The organism is Clostridia bacterium, assembly GCA_035628995.1.
GTDB lineage: Bacteria > Bacillota > Clostridia > Lutisporales > Lutisporaceae > BRH-c25.
Map to the genome: position 1 here is coordinate 45962 of DASPIR010000009.1, position 18074 is coordinate 64035.

At 39.2% G+C, this 18074-nt stretch carries 12 protein-coding genes; all 12 read right to left on the reverse strand.

Translation table 11 applies throughout. The features are described 5' to 3' along the window. Window positions 1-151: 151 nt before the first annotated feature. The 12 genes from VEB00_02580 to VEB00_02635 all read right to left on the reverse strand — a co-directional run bounded on the left by VEB00_02580 (window position 152) and on the right by VEB00_02635 (window position 18018). Window positions 152-556, reverse strand: a complete 405-nt coding sequence (locus tag VEB00_02580) for a thioesterase family protein (GenBank protein HYF81902.1) — start codon at window positions 554-556, stop codon at window positions 152-154. 174 nt (window positions 557-730) lie between these two features. Continuing rightward, entirely contained in the window at window positions 731-2536 is a 1806-nt protein-coding gene (ftsH, locus tag VEB00_02585) for an ATP-dependent zinc metalloprotease FtsH (protein ID HYF81903.1), read from the reverse strand. Between the two features lie 181 nt (window positions 2537-2717). Further along, window positions 2718-3233, reverse strand: coding sequence for a hypoxanthine phosphoribosyltransferase (gene hpt, locus VEB00_02590; protein HYF81904.1), 516 nt, complete (start codon window positions 3231-3233; stop codon window positions 2718-2720). A gap of 28 nt (window positions 3234-3261) precedes the next feature. Then, window positions 3262-4650 carry a tRNA lysidine(34) synthetase TilS gene (tilS, locus tag VEB00_02595; protein HYF81905.1) on the reverse strand — a complete coding sequence of 463 codons (1389 nt, stop codon included), beginning with the start codon at window positions 4648-4650 and terminating at the stop codon, window positions 3262-3264. 207 nt (window positions 4651-4857) lie between these two features. Continuing rightward, window positions 4858-5727, reverse strand: coding sequence for an AarF/UbiB family protein (locus tag VEB00_02600; GenBank protein HYF81906.1), 870 nt, complete (start codon window positions 5725-5727; stop codon window positions 4858-4860). Further along, window positions 5720-6469, reverse strand: a complete 750-nt coding sequence (locus tag VEB00_02605) for a VWA domain-containing protein (GenBank protein HYF81907.1) — start codon at window positions 6467-6469, stop codon at window positions 5720-5722. Before VEB00_02605 ends, VEB00_02600 begins: the two co-directional genes overlap by 8 nt. A 95-nt stretch (window positions 6470-6564) precedes the next feature. After that, window positions 6565-8940, reverse strand: a complete 2376-nt coding sequence (gene spoIIE, locus VEB00_02610) for a stage II sporulation protein E (GenBank protein ID HYF81908.1) — start codon at window positions 8938-8940, stop codon at window positions 6565-6567. Window positions 8941-9249: 309 nt separating this feature from the next. Further along, window positions 9250-10728 carry a hypothetical protein gene (locus VEB00_02615; protein ID HYF81909.1) on the reverse strand — a complete coding sequence of 493 codons (1479 nt, stop codon included), beginning with the start codon at window positions 10726-10728 and terminating at the stop codon, window positions 9250-9252. 445 nt (window positions 10729-11173) lie between these two features. After that, window positions 11174-11923, reverse strand: a complete 750-nt coding sequence (locus VEB00_02620) for a hypothetical protein (protein ID HYF81910.1) — start codon at window positions 11921-11923, stop codon at window positions 11174-11176. A 30-nt stretch (window positions 11924-11953) separates the two neighbouring features. Beyond that, window positions 11954-14959 (reverse strand): type I restriction endonuclease, encoded by a 3006-nt coding sequence (locus VEB00_02625; protein ID HYF81911.1) that lies wholly within the window; start codon window positions 14957-14959, stop codon window positions 11954-11956. Next, complete coding sequence (locus VEB00_02630; GenBank protein ID HYF81912.1) at window positions 14960-16294, reverse strand: restriction endonuclease subunit S; 1335 nt, start codon at window positions 16292-16294, stop codon at window positions 14960-14962. Beyond that, window positions 16294-18018: a class I SAM-dependent DNA methyltransferase gene (locus VEB00_02635; protein ID HYF81913.1), complete on the reverse strand. Its 1725-nt coding sequence runs from the start codon at window positions 18016-18018 to the stop codon at window positions 16294-16296. Before VEB00_02635 ends, VEB00_02630 begins: the two co-directional genes overlap by 1 nt. Window positions 18019-18074 lie beyond the last annotated feature (56 nt).

Sequence of the window (18074 nt, forward strand, 5' to 3'; positions counted from 1 at the left end):
TTATGAAATTAAACTTTCATGGCGGGTATATTTCTGCAAGTTTTCCTTCTCTTTATATATATTACCATAATATAGACTGGGCTGTGTACTATTTTTTGTATATTTTTTCAGAAATTATTGTGTTAACTTCCAGACATTATATCATTACCTATTATACATTATTTACGCCCTTTCTACCTGCTCTCTCAAGAAATTTTGACAGCTCGATAATATATCTTTCATGAGTGCCTTCCCCAATCTTATCTTTCTCGTCATAAGCTTCAACTCTGAAGGTAAGCTTCTTTCCCTCTATGCTTAAAAGCTCGGCTTTGGCAGATACCTTCATGCCCACAGGAGTTGCGGCCAGATGCTTAACATTCAGGCTGAGACCTACAGTAGCGAAGCCTTCTCCCAGATGTGAATCAACTGTGTTAAGGGCTGCATTTTCCATAAGTGCCACCATCATAGGGGTTGCAAAAACCTTCACGCTTCCGCTGCCAAACTTGACCGCAGTATCATCTTCCCCAACGATTTTTTCTACCTGTGCCGTCATTCCAGTTTTTAAATCAAAACTCATACCAACCACTCCTATCTTATACTATTTGTAAATATTAAATGAATAACCATACTCCGACCTATTAACTTAATATTGAACTACACCTTAATTGGTTACGAGTTACGCGCAACCAGACCCTATACGGATACCCAGCATAATAAAAGACCTAACCTTATATAAGGTTAGGTCTTTGCATTATGCGTTTACAAACACTTCTTCGAATTCAGCCTGATCTAGCTTTTCTCTCTCCATAAGTGCCTGAGCCACCCCATGAAGCTTGCTGATATTTTCTTTTAACAGTGTTTCGGTCTTCTGATAAGCAGTATCTATGACCTTCCTTATTTCCTTGTCGATCATTGCTGCTACCTCTTCGCTGTAATTCCTCGATCTTCCGAAGTCCCTGCCTATGAATACCTCATCATGCTCCGAGCCAAAGCTCATAGGGCCAAGAAACTCGCTCATGCCGTATTCTGTTATCATCTTTCTTGCAATAGCAGTAGCTCTTTCAATGTCATTCTTTGCGCCTGTGCTTACATCGTCAAGGACAAGCTTTTCGGCAACTCTTCCGCCTAACAGGCTTACTATTTGCTCTTCCAGTTCGGACTTGGACATATAGAACTTATCCTGCTTTGGCAAGGATATTGTGTAACCGCCGGCTCTTCCTCTCGGAATTATTGATATCTGGTGCACAGGGTCAGCATTTGGCATTAGCTTTTGTACAACTGCATGGCCTGCCTCGTGGTAGGCTGTAAGCTTCTTGTCATGCTCGCTGACTACCTTGCTCTTTTTCTCAGGTCCTGCAATAACCCTTATTGTAGCTTCATCAAGGTCTACTACTTCTATTTTTTTCTTACCTCTTCTTGCAGCCAGAAGTGCTGCTTCGTTCATTACATTTTCAAGATCTGCAGGAGTAAAGCCCGTCGTTCCCTTAGCTAAGGTTTCCAGGTTTGCATCCAGTGAAAGGGGCTTATTCTTTGCATGTATCCTCAAAATCTCTTCTCTTGCTTTAACATCGGGTATACCTACCGGAATTTGTCTATCAAAACGTCCGGGCCTTAGAAGCGCCGGATCCAGTATGTCAGGCCTGTTGGTCGCTGCAATGATTATAATGCCTTCATTGACACTGAAACCATCCATTTCAACCAGAAGCTGGTTAAGTGTCTGCTCTCTCTCGTCATGTCCTCCGCCAAGTCCTGCGCCTCTGTGTCTTCCCACTGCATCTATTTCATCTATGAATATTATGCAAGGCGAGTTTTTCTTAGCCTGTTCAAACAGATCCCTTACTCTCGATGCGCCGACTCCAACAAACATTTCCACGAAGTCAGAACCGCTTATGGAGAAGAATGGTACTCCCGCTTCTCCGGCTACCGCTCTGGCAAGGTATGTCTTACCTGTTCCTGGAGGTCCTACAAGTAGTATGCCCTTGGGTATTCTTGCCCCAAGTTCGATGAATTTTCTCGGCTGCTTCAGAAAGTCAACTATCTCTCCAAGCTCTTCCTTTTCTTCATCTGCACCTGCCACATCCAGAAAGGTTATCTTCTTCTTATCTTCCGTATGAAGCTTAGCCCGGCTTTTCCCAAAGGACATCACCCGGTTTCCCCCGCCTTGGGATTGCTGCGTGAGTACAAAGAAGAATACTACGAATATCACGATCAGCACTATCGACGGCAATATTGAAAGCCATGCCGCCCCTGTCTTAACCTCGTACTTGACGTTTAACCTGTCACGTTCTATATAGTCCTGCACCAACTGATTGAATTCAATAGTGGGGACGATAGTCTCGAAGCGTTTGGTGTTTGCTATCTTTCCCGAAACAATGGATGTATCGCCGGCATTAGATACAGTGACTTCTGTTATCCTTCCGCTCTCAATTTCTGTAACCAACTTGGTATAGGACAGTTTTTCCTTAACAGGTTCTGCATTTTGAATAATCAGTACAAACATATATATTATGATGATAATCAATATATAAAAGCTTATACCTCTCAAGAATTTCTTCAACAATAGCCCTCCTCTTCAAGAGATATGATACTAAAACCAATCTTTTTAATATGAATTAAAAAATTATTGCCTTTTTTATTGGCAATAGCAATATTTTAGCATACCCGAGTTTAAAACACAACAATGCCGGCATATTCATAAAGAGCCTAAATAGCTGGCATTTCATTAAATTTACAGTTTATTACTTTGAATAAACCTCAGGCTTAAGCACACATACAAAAGGTAGGTTTCTGTAAATTTCCGCATAGTCAAGTCCATAACCTACGACAAACTCATCTGCGATTTTAAACCCAACATATTCAATATCCACTTGTGCCTTTCTCCTGTCAGGCTTGTCAAGAAGACTGCAAACCTTAACACTTTTAGGATTCCTTGTTTTAAAGTTTTCTATCAGATAGCTCAATGTAAGGCCTGTATCTACAATATCTTCTACGATAAGGACATCTTTGCCCTCTATTTCCCTTTCCAGATCCTTAATAATTCTCACCACACCTGATGATTTGGTTGTTGAGCCATAGCTTGATACTACCATAAAGTCCATTGTCAGGGGCAAATCGATAGCCCTTACCAAATCCGAAAGAAATAACATGCATCCTTTAAGAATGCCCACTATCAGCAAATCCTTGCCCTTGTATTCCTCTGTAAGCTGTTTGCCTAACTCCCCAACTCTTTTTGCTATTTCCTCTTCACTTATCATTATGTTTTTTATATCCTTCTGCAAAATGTTACCTCCTTATGTATTTGATCACAACAGCGGCTGAAGTTTCATCAGTTATTTTATACTTTTCGCTAAGCCTTCCACCTGCAATCCAGACAATCTCATTTCCGTCGGCAATAAGTTGGATCTCATCTCTTTCCTCTCGAGGCACCTTCTCATCTATCAGATACTCCTTGAGCTTCTTGGTTCCTTTCATGCCTATAGGGGCAAACATATCTCCAGGCTCGCGGTGTCTGAGTACCAACCCCTCTTTGATTTTGGAAGGATCAATGTAAATCATATCCCTTTGCCCTCTTAGCTCGCCGATATCCTTTGCCTTTCTTTTTTCAATTGTGATCCAGCCATTTGCGGTGTCAATACTATTGTCATAATCATATTTTAACTTATAATAACACTTTTTATCAGCCTTAACAATATCTTTTACCAATACAAGCTTATCATAGGATTTGTATGCCTTAAGCTTATATGGAAGCATCACCGCAGCTCCTGTTGATTTTTGCGCAAGCTTAAGCACTCCTTCAAAGTGCTTGAACTCAAAACCATTCAAAGTGTTTGAAAGTTTTTCTATGCATTGCCGGATGATTCTTCTCTGCAATGCTGTATGAAGTGCAGTAAGCTTTGGTACATCCATTACCACCCTGTCATCAAAAATATCTGCTACTGCGTAAAGTTCACTTTCAGCCTCTGTCTCCATGAAATCGTTCTCATCCTTTATTAGAATGGAAAATCTGTTTAATGCCATCATTATATTGGGATTAAAATTCTTTTTTATGTATGGGATCAACTCAAGCCTTACCTTATTCCTGTGATATATCGGCTCCAGATTGGTCTTATCCAGGCGCGGGGCCAAGCCGTTTTCCGCACAATACTCCTCTATTTTGCATCTTTCAATTTCCAGCAGCGGGCGTATGATGTTTCCTCTTACAAACTCGATGCCCTTGAGCCCATCTATACCACTTCCACGCATAAACCGCATCAATATTGTCTCTATATGGTCGTTCAGATTCTGTGCCACAGCTATTTTGTTTCCGCCAACCTCCTGGCATACACGGTCGAATAGCTTGTATCTGATTTCCCTGCCTGCTTCCTCTGGAGAAAGTCCAGTCTCCTCAATGTATGCAGGCACATCAAAGGTCTCTATGAAAGCCGGAATGCCCCATTCCCTGCAAATCTCCCCGACAAAAACTGCATCAGCATCTGCAGCCTCCCCCCTGAATTTGTGGTTCAGATGCGCTGCATAAAGACTGCAGCCGTACTCTCCGCATAGCTCCTTCAACACATGGAGCAAGCATAGCGAGTCAGGACCGCCTGATACTCCCACCACGATTTTGTCTCCAGCATTAAGCATATTATGCTCATATATTGTTTTTCTTACATCCTCGGCAAGACCTGCCATAAGCTCACCCTCTAATTATTTAGCTTTTCAACAAAATGAGAAATAGTATTTCACACTTTTGTCTCCTTAGTGTAAATCACGGAAACATAACTCATTCCTTAAAATCCTTTCCGTGATATATTCTATATGAATATGCTATCATATAGTATTTACAATTAAAAGTATAAAGTACAAATTGAATAATTGAACGGTTTTCACTTGTCTTTATCAAGCAAAAACCGTTCTTATTAAAACCGCCAGCAATACAGATAGGACAGCTATCACAGCGTTTAACGCATGTGTGAGTCTTCTCCCTGCAAAGCTGAAGCGGCATATAGTATCCAAGCTGTCGCATAAACTGCCACAGTCTGCAATGCTGCCATCAAGGCAGCTATTTACCATATCATACAAACCTTGTGGAAAATTGCACTTTTTTAATCGTTTAAGCACCATCGGAAGCTTCTCAGTCTCGGGATTGATGTCCTTATTCAGCAGCATGGATATTAATAGTATAATAATCGCAAAAACCTGATAGGATAAGTCCGCTGTCCTGCTGCCGGCATTCCAATTGCTTCTGTCATACATGGGAGTATATTCCTTCACTCTGTCACCAATTGGGGTGATGCTTCCCAAATCAATAAGTCTTATAAGCCTATTACTTTTATCAATCATTATATTTTCATATTTGAGGTCAGTATATACATACCCTTGTTCATTAATACCCTTTAACACATCTGCCATGATTCTGACAATATCCAGCTTGCTGCCGAAAGGCAGTTTTTCTTTCGAGATGGCATCCCTCAGTGTATAACCCTCAATGTATTCCATGATGAAAAAATGATAAAGCTTATTGTTCTTTTCACAGTCATCAAGCTCATATACTTTTGGAGCAAAGCACATGCGGTCGAATTTGTTCAGGTTGGCGTATTCCTTTGTTATGCTGACTAAATCCTGACTGATTTTCATTGCAAAGCTTTTTCCATCATCGTCAGCCACCAGATAAATCTCACCTATTCCGCCAGCACCAAGCTTTCTTAAAGTAGTGTAGGTCTTTCCGCTCCATCGGCCCTTGACTCTGTCATATTCATTGCTATACATAATACTTCAAGGCTTCGTGCTCCTCTGATATAACTGCTCCATTCACTTCATAATACTGATACATAAGCTCACAGGCCTTGAGTATAGCTGGTCCTGTAGGTGTGCCGCCTCCTGAGCTTATAAGCTCAAGCTTCTGCCTAAGTATGCTTATGTCACTGGTAAAACCGCAGATAATACTGCACATCCCGGCGTCCTCTCCTGGATAGGTTATGACAGCAATACTGCTGCTGCCTTTTCTTCCCTGCAAGCTCTCCAGAAGCTCAACCACACTCCTTCTTGCAATTGAAAGCTTCTCTCTCATACTTCCGCTGGTATCAAGCACAACAATGCACTTAAGGTTGATATTCTCTCCATACTTTTCAATAAAGTCTACGATCTTAAGCCTTGATTTGGGCTCCAGGTTCTCGATTTCCTCTCCCATCATGGCTTTAAGCTGTCTGCTAACTATCTGCTCAATTGTCCTTTGGGCGGTTCTGTGGGTGAGGTTCTGTATAGTCCTGCTCAAATCCTCTATATGGGAATACTCGCATAGCCCGCCTCCTGCCTTTGCTATTTCCTCAACCTCTTCAATATCCTTTTCATCACTGCTGCCTCTAAAGTTAATAACACCGATGGTGCTTAAGGTAATGCCGGCACTGTATGCCCTCTTTGCTGCATCAATAGGACTGATACCCACATTGGACCTGCCATCTGTGACAACTATTATCTGCTTTATTTCTCCACTCTCGATAAGTATAGCCATAAAAAAACCTCCCTACTTGGTAACTGTGTGAAACTTACTTTATAAGTCCTTACATAATATTTTCCAAAAAATAAGGTTGTTATTCAACATATAGCTTACATAGTCTCCCATACCTTTGCGGCCATCACTGTCATATCATCCGGAGCCACCCCGCCGTTTGCCTCCAGACAGCTTTGGACTATATCCTCTGCCATTTTCTGCGGATTCCTTGTACTCATGTTCATTATCATCTCTGCCAGCCATTTCTCCTTATCCACAATTTCCTTGTTGCAGTCTAGAACACCGTCGCTAACCATGATCACAAAGTCACCGTCTGTAAGTTTTTTCTTCACAAGCTCCACATCGATATGGCTGAGTATACCGACAGGCAGAGTGCTATTTCTTATGACCTGAACTTCATCCTCATGTTTTATAAAGGCGGATACGGCACCTACCTTTACAAATTCAACCTCTCCTGTATACTGGTTAATCACTGTCATATCGACTGTTGAATAGGTTTCCTCATTGGATTTTAACAGCATCATCGAATTTATAGCCTTTAAGGCTACATCCTTGTCAAAACCGGCATATAAGAACTTTTCCAGCAGGGTTATGGTAGTATTGCTTTCCAATGCGGCTTTTGGCCCGGTACCCATGCCATCGCTCAGAGCCAGCATGAATTTTCCGTCCTTCAGCTCTATAAAGGAATAATTGTCCCCGGAAACAGTGCCCGATTTGTTCATCCTTGCAATGCCTGTAGCAATTTGATACCTATGAGCCTCTTTCAGCTTTATGCTGCATATGCTTTCATGGATCAAATCGCAGGCCATTTCCTTCTTATTGAACTTCTTTCCCGTTATTTTGTTTACAATCGGTATGATGCTCTTCATACATTCACGCTTTCCGCCACAGCTGCTCATTCTTATATCGACATCCAGGGAACTTCCTGCTTTAACTACTATTACGTCCTTCACACGCACCGCCTCATTATCCAGCCCTACCATTATAAGCTCCTCCATATCCCTGTCAAAGTCCACATCCATGTCTATCCTTAAAGCCAGATCAGACACCACAGCGGATACCTCCTTTAGCTGATCGCTTACAAGCAACCTGCTTTCATTCATTTTTTTTCTCCAGCCGAGTCCATTCCTATATATATCATAATAATACCTCAGCCCTTCGATTATCTCCTCAGGCTTCAGGCAGCGCTCCTTGAAGCTCTTAACGCCGTCATTTCTCTTGGGGTCTCCCCCGTTTTCTATCATGGTGAGCATATTGAAAAGGTACTGGTAGCTCTTGTAGAAGTCCCTCTTCCAGCAGCTGTTGCTCATTCCACATCCAGAGCAGACCTTTCCGACTACTTGGTCTATTATCTGTGCTGCATCATTCTGGGAGAAGTAATTGCCATCCGGTGCTGCATCCTTCATTGTCTCAGCAAGGGATTTATATACTCCCGAAAGCTCAGAAAGCCTTTCTATGGTATGCTCCTTCACTCGCATATTGTAGGACCTTTCCTTGAGATACTCTCCAGCAATGATCGTCTTATAGCCAGACAGTCTTTTCATCAAGCTTGCAGGCAGACAAGCAAAAATTACAGAAGCAGCAAATATCTCATAAAATCTTATCAGCACCTCTGTCGAGCCATTTATGTAGAAGGTCATAAGAGCATTGCTGATTATGAATCCCATAGGGCAGCCAAACCGGCCAAGATTCTTCAATAATCCGCACATCAAGCCGCAAAGGCCATAGACACCTATGGCAGAAGGGAGAATCGAGCCAGATAAGGCTTGCACTATTCCCATTATGATTCCAACTGCAGCACCTATGCCCGTATTGCCAAGATGGGCGAAAACCATGATTATAAAAATAATGAGTATATTTTTTATTGAAAGGCCCGCTACATAGAACTCCGCTCCGACAAAGCAGAATGCTGCCATAACAGTAACAGCTACCACCTCCTCCGAGGAAAGCAGCCTTCTGTTCTTATAGTTCTTTATAATAGGTATTGAACAGTCATAAATATATATGAGTGTTACAATCAAAAGTGATTCTATAATGACCATTATGAGATCATAAAGGTAGTAATTCTGGACATAAAAAATAAAATAGCCTGCCGCAAAGTTAGCTAAAGCTGCTACTGCAGCAACCATCAATTTTTTATCAGCTTTGATCTTATGTGCAGCTACATACAAAATAATGAACACTAGTGCAGAAAAAAGATATTTCAGCAGTATTGTCTTCTCCCCAACACTTAGTACACCAAGCAGTATGCTTGTCCCTACAATAAAGACATTCAAATCCTGAAGCATTGCCGCTGCCAGAAAAGCCATACAAAAGGGATTTAGAAAGTCCAATATGACTGCTCTGCCCAGAAGCAGCCCCAAAATGCCCAATATCACATACAGCTTGAAATTACTGTTCATAAAAAGATCAATAGTGTGCTTTAACTTTCCACGTTTGCTTGTAACGCTATGATTTGAAATTGTTGCCAATCCTGCCACCGCCTAATACTTTATTGTTTTTTATATGCATTGCCGTTAGTGCTTGTACACTCATAAAACTCCAGTATAAAATTATCGTATATGAATTCTAACACAAGGAATTAGAATAATTTGTCAGGTTTGGTGGCTGAAACCGGAAAACTTTTAGACAGTGGGGAGGGTTTTTTGACATATGAAGTGTTGTATGTGCAAGATAAGACAAATCAATGCCTCAGGTGCAATAATCCGTAGTCAGTAATTGGCGCTCTAAGAATTACGGCAAAAAATAAAAAAACCCAGATTTCTCTGAGTTTTTTCACACTATTTTAGCACGTTTGCATTGATGGATAATATCTTCTTGGGGAGAAATACATCCTTCTGAGTTCCATCTCCTACCAAGGCATTGCCATTAAACCCCCAGGACCATAAATCCCCATTTGTCGTAATTACAGCAGTTGTTTCACCCCATACAAATATTTTTTCTGCCCCATCAATCACTTTTTTAGGAGTAGCTACAAAGTCCGGATATAAGTCAGAACCTGTCTGGCCTAATGAATTAGACCCCCAGGCAAACACTTCTCCTCTTTTATTGACAGCTATTGTATGATCTCTGCCTGCAGCTGCCTGTACCACATCCTCCATTACCTTTCTAGGCACAAACCCTTCTATAAACACGTTAAAAAATCTATTGTCACCAATTTCCTCCAATGTTATGTTACCAATACTACCCCATTCCCATAACTCACCGTTGTTTTTTATAGCCTTAGTAAGGCCTTCCGATATCGACAATTGAACAACATCATCCATAATCTTCACAGGTTTTGATATTTCAATCGGTATTATGACATGATCATCAATTCCATTTACCTTTTTAAATCCGGCGCCTATCTGTCCTGCATTATTGCGGCCCCAACCCCACAACTCACCGTTAGTCTTAATGACAAAAGTATGATCCTTTTCAAAGTAGGCATTTTTCACTTCATCAATTACCTTCTTTGGCTTAAGAACATCCATTTTCGTCCCATCACCTATGCGGCTATGCTCATTTACTCCCCAACCCCATAATTCCCCATTGCCTTTTATAACCATTACATGTTCTATACTTGAAAATACATCATTAACTCCATCCATCACCTTTATGGGTTCCTTGACAATTTCACCCCTGCCGACGGCAATAATCCCATTTTTATTATTCCCCCAGCCCCACAATTCGCCCTTGTCATTAATTGCATAGGTACGTCTTATATCTGGATATACCTTTGTTACGTTGTCCATTATCTTTTTGGGTTTAGGAACGGATTCTAATGTACCATCACCTACTTGACCATTGTAATTTGCTCCCCAGCCCCATAGCTCATTTTTATCATTTATAACCATGACATACCATAAACCAATATAGAAACCCTTAACTCCATCCATTTGCTTTACAGGTTTTTTTGTATGCATTTCCCTTCTGGCTCCAATATCTCCCCAACCCCACAGCTCACCATTATTCTTCAAGACATATGTAGAATCAGTAGATACTTTCGCTGTAGCGACTCCATCCATTATCTTCTTGGGTTTGGTTATAACATTATAATCAGTTCCATCTCCAATCTGACCATATAGATTATCTCCCCAGCCCCACAGCTCCCCGTTCTCCAGAACTACCATCCTGTGCTCGCCACCGATAGCCACTTGTTTAATTTTACTGGACAAAACCGTAGCAGCATTAGCGCTTGTATCCATAGCTTCAGTATTCATCACAAGCAGTATCATCATAATCAGTAAAGAAATGTACCTTTTTATTCTCATATGCATTTTCTCTCCTCCTAATATACAAAAACTACAAAATATCGGATTCTTTTCAGGAATATTTTTTTATAGCAGTAATATTTTCTACATTATGAGACAAATTTCCTCTAAACAAAGATTTTCTATATTTCTTTTACAGCAAAAACTAAAAAACTCAGACCTAAGTCTGAGTGTTATAAACAATATGGTAGCGGCGGGGAGATTTGAACTCTCGACCTGTCGGGTATGAGGTGAACACTGCGCTTTAAGCCAGCTGTGGAACTTGTTTTTTCCTTTCCTTATGCCATGCAACAAAGTTACTATAATTCATCTCATATTATTCCCGCTTTTTCTAATTCAGTAACTGTCTCTCTGAAATAAACATATAACACCTTATCCGCTATTCTTGCTTTGGGGGTTTGCTAGTAATGAGAGCAGATTAAACTATATAATTCTCTAGTAGACAAAAGTCTTATTTTTTTATCTTGGATCCTGACGGTGATTGAATTTCAGTTATCTTTATTGAATGTGTTTTGCAATAATACTCTAAAAAGTCTCTTGCCAATGATTCTTCACCAGTACCTGTCTTTATCAACGCTGCCTGTTTAAGAATCTGTGCTGCTTGTTCATCTTCGAAGTAGCGAAATAGACCACTACTCCAGCGGCACTCTGGAGTGTTTTCGTTAGAATAATAATCCCAAAACATTAGTTCATTAGTTTCGCTTCTTGTAAAGTTAAGCTTATATTTTGAATTGCAAGCCACATAGCCCTCGCTTTCGTTGCTATATGTATCAACTCCACCTTCATAATAATCATCAATTAGAAACAAGGCGAAAATACGGCGATTATATTCTGAATCATTAGGGGTTACAAGAGTTAGTACTGCAAGGCTACCTATCTCTGCATTCTTTATGGTGCGTGCTTCACCAGCTCTTATACCATTATTATTGTATCCTGCTAACGCTTTCCAATCATTAAGCATAGAACTTTCGTAACAAACGGAACCTTCTTTTTTATAAATTTCCTGGAGCTCTTCATATGAGATCTTCTTTTTATAATATCGATTACAATCACATTGTGGTTGGCTACACCAGTCATATTTTGCTTTTCTGATATTATATTCTATTACATCTTTGGAACAAACACCATTAAAACCATAGTTTGTGTTAGTTCTTCCCCCATTGCAGAAATTGCATTTAAATGCAACGTTTGTTTTGCTCACAATTACCACCGCCAATCTCTTGCTTATACCCTATGAAGACTTCTTCCTCAACTTCCTATATACCTCAGGTAACATAAATTTTATAACCTCTGCCATAAATGCCTCATCTTTAAACATTCTCACGAAAAACTCCTCGTTTTGTTCATATCGTAGTGCTGCAATATCCTTGAACTGCTGTTCAAATATTCTTTCAAAGGTTGATTGCGGGTTATTTTTAGCAAGATCCACTAACCGTTCATCTGACATAAAGTCCTGGGTTAATTGTGCTAGTACCTTGTCCATTTCAGAAAAGTTTGTACCAAACCGTTCATTAATTTTTTCAATTATAACCGACAGTGGTTCTTTCTTCTTATCCTTGCCACCAATGTTCCCCTTTGGTGCATAAAGTTCAGGATTTTCATATATAGTGATTTTACCGTCAAAATCTTTTTCAAGTTTATATTTATCTAGTAACACCTTGTCATCAACGATTATCTTATCAAGCTTACCCTTTGGCATAAGTTTGAGCAAAAACTTAGCATAGACACTGAATTTTTGCATGTCTAAATCAAACATTCTGCACACCTGGGTAATAAACGCATAAAGTCGCACAAAGCGTGCAAGCCCTGTTTTTATCTCATCTTGATCTTTTGTATCCTTTGCTGCAAAACGGTCAAGCGCCGGTTGCAGTGAAGCAGCTAACTTGCCTAGGTCGGGCATTTCCTGCTGGGCTGTTTTATAATATATCTTTGCAAAAATTTCAATTTCGGACTGCTGCCACAAATGATATTCATCAAGTGTGTTTTTAATGCCATAAATAATATTAGGACTTGCTTCCTCTGATAAAATGGTCCCTTGATAATACGGCTCAAACGCCTCTTTTATCTCTTCTGCAGTATTTACAAAATCAAGTACAAAAGTATCCTCCTTACTTGGCATCGTACGATTTAATCGTGATAAGGTCTGTACTGCTTTAACCCCTGATAGTTTCTTATCAACAAACATCGTGTGAAGCAATGGCTCGTCAAACCCAGTTTGATATTTTTCAGCGACAATAAGCATATTAAATTCATCAGAATTAAAATACTCCGGCAATTGCTTTTCTTTAATAATTTTTCCATCTGCAGTTTTGTTTAGCTTTTCCTCAGTATATTCCATTCCGTCATCGTTGACTACTCCGGAAAAGGCAACCAAAACATCCAAATCATCGTATTTTTTGTCTTTAATATATCGCCTAAACTCCTGTAAATACCTCACCGCATGTAATCGAGAAGAAGTAACCACCATCGCTTTCGCACTTCCGCCGATTTTGTTTTTAGTGATAGAACGAAAATGCTCAACCATTATAACGGTTTTCTGTGCGAGGTTGTGTGGATGAAGAGATTCAAATCTTCTTATTGCTGTCGCTCCTCTGCTGCTATCCAATTCAGGGTCATCTTCAACTTGTTTTATTATTTCAAAATAGTGATTATATGTAGTGTAATTCTTAAGGACATCAATAATAAAGTCTTCCTCAATAGCTTGCTGCATTGAGTAATTATGAAATGCCTTAAACTTACCGTTCTCTTGCTTATCTCCAAACATTTGTAAGGTTTTATCTTTTGGAGTGGCTGTAAAAGCAAAGAAAGAGAGGTTCTTATGCTGACCATGTGCAGCAAGTTCATCAAGTAATTTATCCTCATCATCTTTTCTTGCAGTTTCATCGTCATTTTCCATTCTTGCATATTCTGCTAATATGCTTTCGGTGTCCGCCAGTGCCTTTTTTAGCTTCTTTGCGGCTTCGCCCGTCTGCGAGGAATGAGCCTCATCAACAATTATTGCAAAATTGTTTTTACCACCGACAATGTCTTTATAAATTACAGGGAACTTCTGCAACGTCGTTATAATAATTGCTTTCCCAGCGTTAATAGCATCTTTTAATTGTGCTGAATCCTTGTCTATCTTTTCAACCACTCCGAGCTTATGGTCGAATTGAAAAATTGTATCCTGCAGCTGATTATCAAGTACCTTTCGGTCTGTAATAACGATAACTGACTTAAATATCTTTTCGTTATTGTCATTATGAAGCCCTGAAAGACGATGAGCCAGCCATGCGATAGAATTGGATTTGCCGCTGCCTGCACTATGCTGTATTAGATAATTCCTACCTGCACCATTTTCTCTTACATTTGAAAGCAGTTTACGAACAACATCTAGCTGATGGTATCGAGGGAAAATAATACTTTTCTTTTCAATTTTCTTCTCTGACTTGTCCTTTTTAGTTTTCTTTTCGAGATGTACAAACTTTTGAAGGATTTCCATCAAACGGTCTTTATATAAAGCATTTTCCCACAGATAAGCAACAGCGAAATTGTCTTCACGTGCAGGGTTGCCCGCTCCGCCAATATTACCTGCACCACCCAAGCCCTGATTAAAAGGTAGAAAATAGGTGTTGCCACTTTCTAGCCGGGTGGTCATATACACTTCTTTAAGATCAACTGCAAAATGCACCAAAGTACGATTAGGAAAATCAAAAATCGTCTCTACCGGGCTTCGGTCATATTTGTACTGATCTATAGCATCGGATGCATCTTGTCCTGAAAATTGGTCTTTCAGTTCCAATGTAACAATCGGAATACCATTAATAAACAGCACCATATCAAGGGAGTTATTATTGCGGCTTGAATAATGTAATTGGCGAGTACAGGAAAGTATGTTTTGCTCATACAGCTTTAATGTCTGCTCGTTAAGACCTGTTTCAGGCTTAAAAAAAGCCAGATGAAACTTTATGCCCCGGTCTATAACACCTCTCCTTAGAGCATGTATTAAGCCAACTTGTCGCACTTCTTTACAAAATCGGTCTATAAACGCCTTATCACTTCCACTACCGTAAATAGTTTGATACTTATCCCATTCTTTTGGTTGAGTATTTCTGATAAAGGTCAAAAGCGTATGAGGTTCCAGTGCGAGTTCCTTATCATAAGAATTCACACCACCCTTAATATATCCACCCTCAGTGGTAAGATAATGCTCTATCGCCTCTTCAAGTTTTTTCTCCCTATGGTCAAAGTCAGACATTTATATAACCTCCTTCTTACCAGTTACACATTCGTAAATCAAGGATTTTTTGTAGTCTGTTAGTTTCTCTAATAGTTTATTCTTTTGTTCTATCACACTATCAATTTGGGAGCATTTTTCCTCTAAATACTCTGATATTTCAATTTGTTCATTTAGTGTTGGATATGGTATATTAATATTTGCTATTTGCTCAAAATTTAGACCTTCTCGATTTGCGCCTGATTGATACACATTTATGGCAGTAGCTCCAATATCACAAATAATTATATAATACAAAAATTTAATGTCTACAAGATTTTCAATAGAGCGAATTATACAAACGTGCTGGTTAACATTTGCTTTTTGTATAGTCATAGGATAAATACAAGCTCGTCCAATAGAACCCCCAGTGATATTCAATAAAATATCATTTCCTAATACTCGAGTATTTGACATTTCTTCATCAATTTCGTCTGAAATAAAGACAACATCATCAACTCTTAATCCATCGTTATGAATATTCTGACTACGTAAAAATGTTATACCAGTACTACTATATATTTCTGAACCTCCTTTTGGAGTTTTACCGCTACCAATTTTAGAAGTCACAAATTTAATCTTGTTAATATCCCACCCCTCAGGAATATCACCAATCCATTCAACGCCACTAGGTTTCATTTTAACAGTTGGGTCAAGCCCTTTTGTTACCGCCTCAGTGATTACCGACTGCTTATATAGTTTCAGCTTTTCAATAACCACCTTTTGCTTTTCTATCGTATTATCAATTAGATTGCACTTGCGGTCAAGGAAATTGGCAATAGCTTGTTGCTCGGATAGTGTAGGGAGAATAATTAACGCTTCAGCAAAATCACTGTAGGAAATACCATATCTTGTCATCCCAATAGAACGATATTCAAACCATTTTCTCATATAATAAGACCCAAATAAGTATTTTTCAAACTGTAGATATATTACAATTTTGGGTCTAAATCGAGTAAGATGATATCCAAAAAGGGTATTATATAATTTTTCGTAAATTACAGCTGAGTGTCCCATATCCTCTGGTGTCTCAGATGAATTTGTAAAAAGAACATCACCTCTTTCCAATGTACAACCGTTTGCTTTTGCACCGTTTGCGGAAATAATTAAATAGTCATCGCCATTTTTTATTTCAGACAAACTATTATTATATACATTCATATAGTGGACTGACTTGAATAGTTTTTCTCCATCTTGAATTTTTTTATCAACACCATTTGCACTTAAATCACCCAAATATTTTAACTTTCTAACTTCCCATTCTTCCGGTATCTCTCCAATCCACTTAATACCGCTATTCTTCATCGCTCTTCCCATTATTCAAACACCGCCTTTAGCGTACCGTCAAGCTCCTTTTCAATCTCTATAATCTCTACCATAATATCGTTTGAAGCTTGTGGTGCAGTGTACTTATAAAAATACCTTGTAAAAGGTATCTCATAGCCTATTTTGGTTTTACTCCTGTCTATCCATGCATCAGGTACAAACGGCAAGACCTCTCTTTCAAAATAGCTATCAATATCATCCGTTAGGGGTACATTTTCTGTATCTCTCAAATTGCTGTCAGATTGCTTTTCACCTTTTTTGAGAATAGGCTTCCCATTATCATCTAATAGCGGACGTTCAACAACAATTTTTGAATAGCCAAACTCTTCATTATTAAAGATTTTGCTAAATTCTGTTACTTTGAAATTGCCATAGATTTTTGTAATCTCATCAATATAATGCTTGGGTATATCATTTCTCTTGTTGCCAAGGGATTTTCTTCGTTTTTCATACATCTCATTTGCGTTGATCAGCTGTACCTTTCCTCTGCGGTGAGGTGCTTTTTTATTCGACAGAATCCAAATGTAAGTGGCAATACCTGTGTTATAGAAAATATCGTTAGGCAAAGCCACTATGGCTTCAAGTATGTCATTCTCAATGATATATTTGCGAATCTCAGAAGGTCCACTTCCTGCATCGCCTGTAAAAAGTGGTGAGCCATTATGAATAATTGCAATGCGACTTCCACCATCTTTTGCATCTTTCATCTTAGAAATGGCTGTGAGTAAAAACAGCATTTGGCCATCACCAATCGCTGGAACTCCGGGTCCAAATCTACCGGCAAATCCAAGCTTTTGTTCTTTCTCGATTACAGCTTTTTCATTCTTCCATTCTCTTCCAAAGGGGGGATTCGACAAGATATAATCAAATTTATCTTCCTTGAATACATCATCCGAAAGCGTATTACCTTCTTTAATGTAATCAGCATTTGCACCCTTAATTAAAACATCAGACTTACAAATTGCATATGTCTGCGGATTGATCTCCTGACCAAAGCAAATAAGCTGTGCATTCTTGTTAAGGTGGCTTAGGTGATCTTCTGCCACTGTGAGCATACCCCCTGTACCGCAAGCAGGGTCGTAAATGGTTTTTACAATTGCGTTGCCTGACAATATATCACTATCCTCCGCAAAAAGGATATTAACCATAAGTTCAATCACTTCTCTTGGGGTATAGTGCTGTCCCGCATCCTCATTATGAGCCTCTGAAAATCTGCGGATGATTTCTTCAAATATGTATCCCATCTCAATGTTAGTAATCTTGTCCGGGTGCATATCAGCTTTTGGATCAGTAAACTCTTTTAGAACAATGTATAAAAGGTTTTTCTCTGATAGATAGCTAATCTGATTATCAAACTTAAACCTCTCAATAATATTGCGGACATTCTCAGAAAAACCATTAAGATAGCTTTTAAAATTCGCCTCAATATTATCGGGATCATCAAGTAACTTTTTAAATGTAAAGGGGCTGACATTATAAAACGAATAGCCGGATACTTTACGAAGAATCGGGTCTTTAACCACAATATTAAGTTCCTTATTTTTCTGTACAACAGCTTCTTTCGTCTTTTCTAATATGCAATCAAAACGTCGAATAACAGTAAGAGGCAAAATAACCTCTCCGTATTCATGCGGTTTGTAGGGTCCTGTAAGCTTGTCTGCAATCGCCCATATAAGATTGGCTTTCTCATTTATGTTGATGTTAAGTGATGTCATTATTGCACTCTCCTTGAATTCTATTATTGAAATGTATATCAGTCGCCATTACTCAT

Excerpts from the sequence above, each read along its gene's own strand:
- VEB00_02635 (HYF81913.1), bottom strand. The coding sequence starts at position 18,018 with ATGACATCACTTAACATCAACATAAATGAGAAAGCCAATCTTATATGG.
- VEB00_02615 (HYF81909.1), bottom strand. The coding sequence starts at position 10,728 with ATGCATATGAGAATAAAAAGGTACATTTCTTTACTGATTATGATGATA.
- VEB00_02600 (HYF81906.1), bottom strand. The coding sequence starts at position 5,727 with ATGTATAGCAATGAATATGACAGAGTCAAGGGCCGATGGAGCGGAAAG.
- VEB00_02580 (HYF81902.1), bottom strand. The coding sequence starts at position 556 with ATGAGTTTTGATTTAAAAACTGGAATGACGGCACAGGTAGAAAAAATC.
- tilS (HYF81905.1), bottom strand. The coding sequence starts at position 4,650 with ATGGCAGGTCTTGCCGAGGATGTAAGAAAAACAATATATGAGCATAAT.
- hpt (HYF81904.1), bottom strand. The coding sequence starts at position 3,233 with ATGATAAGTGAAGAGGAAATAGCAAAAAGAGTTGGGGAGTTAGGCAAA.
- VEB00_02605 (HYF81907.1), bottom strand. The coding sequence starts at position 6,469 with ATGGCTATACTTATCGAGAGTGGAGAAATAAAGCAGATAATAGTTGTC.
- VEB00_02625 (HYF81911.1), bottom strand. The coding sequence starts at position 14,959 with ATGTCTGACTTTGACCATAGGGAGAAAAAACTTGAAGAGGCGATAGAG.
- VEB00_02630 (HYF81912.1), bottom strand. The coding sequence starts at position 16,294 with ATGGGAAGAGCGATGAAGAATAGCGGTATTAAGTGGATTGGAGAGATA.